This is a genomic window from Streptomyces sp. NPDC004658 (assembly GCF_040609555.1).
Taxonomy (GTDB): domain Bacteria; phylum Actinomycetota; class Actinomycetes; order Streptomycetales; family Streptomycetaceae; genus Streptomyces.
Genome location: NZ_JBEXKG010000325.1, coordinates 1 through 3,632, shown reverse-complemented (window position 1 = coordinate 3,632; position 3,632 = coordinate 1). Strand labels below are relative to the sequence as shown.

At 76.7% G+C, this 3,632-nt stretch carries 1 protein-coding gene and 2 pseudogenes; all 3 read left to right on the top strand.

Annotated features, from left to right (window positions below):
* A pseudogene (locus ABZV94_RS40755) lies at positions 1–1,454 on the top strand (hypothetical protein); the annotation flags it as partial.
* A gap of 3 nt (positions 1,455–1,457) precedes the next feature.
* Positions 1,458–2,723, top strand: coding sequence for a hypothetical protein (locus ABZV94_RS40750; protein ID WP_356350031.1), 1,266 nt, complete (start codon positions 1,458–1,460; stop codon positions 2,721–2,723).
* Positions 2,720–3,632 (top strand): annotated as a pseudogene (locus tag ABZV94_RS40745) (hypothetical protein); the annotation flags it as partial. The gene ABZV94_RS40750 and the pseudogene ABZV94_RS40745, both read left to right, overlap by 4 nt.

The following is a 3,632-nucleotide window of genomic DNA, read 5'->3' as shown; positions in this document are numbered from 1 at the left end:
ATCTTTCTCTATGCCTACCGGCACAGCTATGCCCAACGGCATGCCGACGCCGGTGTCCCGGTCGACGCACCCGGGCCACCCCGGGCGAGTGGCGCCTGCTCCGGCTCTACCGGGACGGCCGGGGCAAGCCCGCCGTACGCGGCCTGCCCGGCGCCGCCACGGCCACCGCCGGCCCCGTGCGGGACACCGGTGCCGAGCCGGGCGGCACGGTCCGGTACGCGGCCCTGCCGTTGCGCGACGGCCGGGTGGACGGGCCGCCGCTGGTGTCCCGGCGGCTGCTCGTCGCGCCCGAGGTGGAACGCCCGCTACTGACGGACGGCCCGGGGCGGATCGACTGCTCCTGGCGGCGGCCGGACACCGCCGCCGACGTCACGGTCGAGCACACCGGTCCCGACGGACGCACCGCGCACCTCGCCGGCCGCGCCGACGGATTCACCGCGACCGGCCTGCCGCCCGGCGACCACGCCTTCCGGATCGTGTGCCACTACCGGACGTCCGACGGCCGTACCGCCGCCTCCCCCGGCCTCCGGGTGACCGCCACCGTGCACCCCTGGCCGCAGCCCGTGCGCACGCTGACCGCCCGGCCCGTGGCGGGCGCCGTACGGTTCGCCTGGACCGGGGCCGAGGGCGCCGAGGTCCGGCTGGTGACGTGGCCCGGCGGGGCGCCGGAGCCGGGCACCGAGCTGCGCACCGACGCGCTGCCGCCCCCGCTGGACTGGCCCGGACCGCCGGACGCCCTGTGCCCGCCGGCCGGCACGTACACCGAGGTCGCCGCCGTGGCGATACGCGGCGCCCGGGCACTCGCGGGGCCGACGGTCGGTGTGGAGGCCGTACGGCCGGTGCCCGGGCTGAGCGCCCACCGGCTCCCGGACGGGCAGGCGCGGATCGTCCTCGACTGGCCCGAGGACGTCCCGCACCTGGTGGTCGGCTGGACGCCGGTGGGGTCCCCGGGCGGCGGCGAACGCACGGTCACCGCGCACGCCTACCGGCGCGGCGGTCTGCGCCTGCCCGTCGGGCCCGGAACCGTCCGGGTGCGGGCCGCCTCGGTGCCCCGGGTGCCCGGCGCGGTGGTCGTCGTGCCCGACGCGGCCGAGGTGCTGGTCCCGGCGGACGCCTGCGTCTCCTACGAACTGCTCCGCGCCCCCCGGCGGCTGCTCGGCCGGAGCCGCCGCACGCTGCTGCGGGTCACGCTGAGCGCACCGGGCGGGCTCACCGAGGTCCCGGAGTTCGTGTGCGTCGCCCGCGGCGGCACCCTCCGGCCGCGCAACGCCTCCGACGGCACGACCGTCCTGCGGATACCCGGCCCCGAACTGGCCCGGCACGGCAGCCTCGAACGAGAACTGCCGGCCGCCCCCTGTCCGCCTCCCTACACCCTGCGCGGCTTCCTGCTCGGGGAGCACGCCGCCTCGGTCCGACTCGAAGAACCCTCTCTCACCAGCCTGGTGGTGCGCTGAGCCATGACGACCGTCATCTGCCCCTACTGCTTCACCCGCGCGTCGGCGGCCAGACTGCCGTACCGCTGTCTGATGACGCCGAACGGTGTGCGCGGCAGCGCGCCGTGCGGGCCGCAACCGGACGAGACGTGGGCCGCGTTCGTGGGTCCCGGTGTGCCCCCGGCGGCCCGGATGCGCGGCCCGGTGTTCGCCCCGGCGCGCAGGCTCGCCGGACTCGCCGGGCCAGCCGGCTCCGGCAGCAGCGTGCCCTGCCCCGACTGCGGGGTGCCGACACCGGTGCGGGTGTGCGGGTCCTGCCACAGCGATCTGCCCAGCGACTACTGCGACCAGGACAGCCGGATCATCGCCCTGGTCGGCGCCAAGGCGTCCGGCAAGAGCACGTATGTCGCCGTCCTGCGCAACGAGTTGGACCACCGGGTGGGTCAGGCGTACCACGCGTCGCTCGCGGCGATGGGACAGCACACGCAGGCGCGGGACAGAGAGATGGCCGAGGACCTGTACGAGCGGCTGCGGCTGCCCGGCGCCACCCGGCCGGCCGCGCTCGGCTTCAACGACCCGCTGCTGTACCGGCTCAGCCTGCCCAGACGCGGGGTGCTGGGCGGCTCCGGCACCCGGCACACCACGCTGGTCTTCTTCGACGCGGCCGGCGAGGACCTCGCGGACGCCGAGGCGATGGACCGCTACACCCGCTACCTCAGCGCGGCCGACGGCATCATCCTGCTGGTCGACCCGCTGCAACTCGGCTCCGTGCGCGACCGGTTGCCGGTGCACGAGGGCCCGCCGCTGCCCGTGGTGGAGACCTCGCCCCGGCAGATCGCCGCCGACCTCGCCAGCCAGCTGCGCACCCACGGCAAGGGCAAGGCGGGCGGCCGGGTGACCACCCCGATCGCCGTGGCCGTCACCAAGACGGACATGCTCAGGCCCCTGCTCGACCCGCACTCCCCCCTGCTGCACAACGCCCCGCACTCCGGCGGTGCCTACGACGCCGAGGACCGGCTCGCCGTCCACGAGGAACTCCGCGCCCTGCTGACCGACTGGGACGCGGGCGCGCTGCTGCGCCAACTGGAGCACGACTTCGCCCGGTTGTCGCTGTTCGGGCTGTCCGCGCTGGGCGCGCCGCCGCCCGCGAACGCACCGGCGGACGTGCCGAAGTCGGGGCCGCAGCCGGTGCGGGTGGAGGACCCGCTGCTGTGGCTGCTGTCGCTGCGCGGGCTGCTGCCCGTCCGCACGGCCGCGAAGGCCAGGGCCGGGAAGGAGCGCGTGCGGTGAGCCTCGCCCAGCTGCACTACACCTCGGCACCGCCCGGCCCGGACGGCTCCGGCTTCCGCTTCACCGCCGTCAGTCCCGGGGTACCGGCCACCCTGCTGCGGGAGGCCGAACAGCTCATCGGGTACGAGCCGCCGCGCGACCTGCCCGACCGGCCGGACGGCGAGCAGCTGAAGTCCTTCCCGCGCTCCCTCAGCTGCACCCAGCTGTCCGACGGCGGCCTGCTGCTGTGCCGGTCGGTCTACACCGGCGCGGACTACAGCGGGCGCTGGGGCAACTTCCACGCCCACGCCGTGCACCTGCCGTCCGGCACCCGGCTGCCGGACGGCGCGCTGCCGATCACCGCGTGGGAGTCGCCGCGCTGGGCGGACGCCACCCCGCCGGGCGGCAGGCCGGAACCGATCGACCGGTTCGAACCGTCGGGGCTGCTGCGCCGGGACGGGCTCGTGGCGTTCGCCCGGTCCCGCGCGGACCGGCTCGCCGCGTTCTTCGCCGACCTGCGCACGCTGGCCGACGGCAGCGACGCCCGGCAGATCGTGCTCGTGGAACGGGACAGCGCGGACGTGGCCCAGTGGATCGCGCTGGCCTGTACGGTCCTGCCGCGCGAGCAGGCACACCGGCTGACCTTCACGACGTACACCCGGCGGCCGCAGCAGGCCCGCCAGCAGATCGTCGGCGCGCTGCCCTCCTCGGAGCCGGTCGGGCACGACCACCGCTTCCGCGTGCACGACGGCACCGGCCGGGCCGCCGAGGGGCCCGTGACGGACCTCTGGGCCGACGTCTGCGCGCGGATCTGGGCGGCCGGGCGGCCGGAGCTGTTCCGCGACCCCGCCCGCGGTCTCGGGGACGCCGCCGGCGGGGTCGGTCCCCTCGCCGTGACCGCGCTCGCCGAGGGCATCGCGCTGCCCGCCG

Excerpts from the sequence above, each read along its gene's own strand:
- ABZV94_RS40750 (WP_356350031.1), top strand. The coding sequence starts at position 1,458 with ATGACGACCGTCATCTGCCCCTACTGCTTCACCCGCGCGTCGGCGGCC.